The sequence below is a fragment of the Candidatus Magnetobacterium casense genome (genome assembly GCF_000714715.1).
GTDB classification, from domain to species: domain Bacteria; phylum Nitrospirota; class Thermodesulfovibrionia; order Thermodesulfovibrionales; family Magnetobacteriaceae; genus Magnetobacterium; species Magnetobacterium casense.
This window is the reverse complement of the sequence record NZ_JMFO01000069.1, coordinates 1-1,225: the sequence shown is the minus strand read 5'-3', so window position 1 is coordinate 1,225 and position 1,225 is coordinate 1. Positions and strand designations below refer to the sequence as shown.

1 protein-coding gene is annotated in these 1,225 nt (G+C 65.1%); it reads right to left on the bottom strand.

What is annotated here, in order from left to right:
* Positions 1 to 1,042: hypothetical protein (locus Mcas_RS15860; RefSeq protein ID WP_156033448.1), on the bottom strand; the 1,042-nt coding region annotated here is incomplete at its 3' end.
* Positions 1,043 to 1,225 lie beyond the last annotated feature (183 nt).

Sequence of the window (1,225 nt, the reverse complement as noted above, 5' to 3'; positions counted from 1 at the left end):
GCCAGGCAAAGGCATTCCCGCTGCCGGTCACCCTGGCAGCCAGTACCGCCACGTTGTTGCCATCCTGCAGCAAGGAAACAGCTCCAGCGGACTCAACCCGCAACTGGCTGGCCGTCAGCACTCCCGCAGTCTGGTCAATGCCCCCCCCGACAGTCACCAGCGATACCGCACCATTACCCGCGGCAACGTTGGCCGCCAATGCCACGCCACCACTCACCGTGGCAAGGAACTGCTCGCCATGACCTGCGGCCGTGCTGATGCCGTCCGTACGCCGTTCCCGGTTACCCAGGCCACCGACCAGATCCGCAACCGTGAAGCTGTCGGCGTCCCGATACCCAAAGGTGCTGGCCGTATTCGCCGTCGTTCCACCGATCCACGCTGCAAGACGTCCAACATTGTTGCCACTCTGGGTCAGGTCGATCCGGTCCCCGGCGAGCAGCCGCAGATCCGCCGCAACCACCTTGATACCGCTCTGCTGTGTGATACTCCCCGCCGTCTCCAGCGTGACCATGCCACCGCCAGCCAGCACATCCTGTGCAAGCACCAGATTGCCGGCTGTACCGTGACCCGCAGCAACATGGAGGTATTGTTCGCTACTGCCAGCGACGGTATTCAGTCCGTCAAGCGTCGACGACGCGCTCCCCAGGTTCCCCAGCACCCGCGTTACCGCCAGGTCGCCAACGTTGTGGTAGGAGAGCGTTCCCCGGTTCACCTGCGCCGCCAGCTCCGCCACCCGGTTGTCGTTCATCAGCAATACAGTCCCGGYWCCGCTGTTCCCGGTCAGCAGACGCAAYCCCTGCGCGGTCACCGTCCCGCCGGTCTGGGTCACGCCCAGCCCCGTTTCCAGCGTGATCACCCCCGCACCGGCATTCAGGTCACGTTCCAGCAGCAGTCCACCCGCCACACTGTGCAGATACTGCTCACCACTGCCGGAGGAGCTGTTCAACCCCGCCGTGGTCAGCGTCCGTCCGCCCAGCGTCGCCGCCACAGATGTCACAGTGACATTATCCGCATCCCGGTAAGCCAGTGTTCCATCGCTCACCTGAGCCGCCAGACGGGTCACGCGGTTATCACCATCCAGCAGGGAGACGTCCCCCCGGCAGCAAACGCAGTCCCTCGGCGGTCAACGCACTGGTTGCCCGCTCGGGGTGATGCCACCCGCCGCCTCGATGGACACAAGCCCGGTACCGGCATTCACCGCACCGACCAGCGTTACATCACCGGC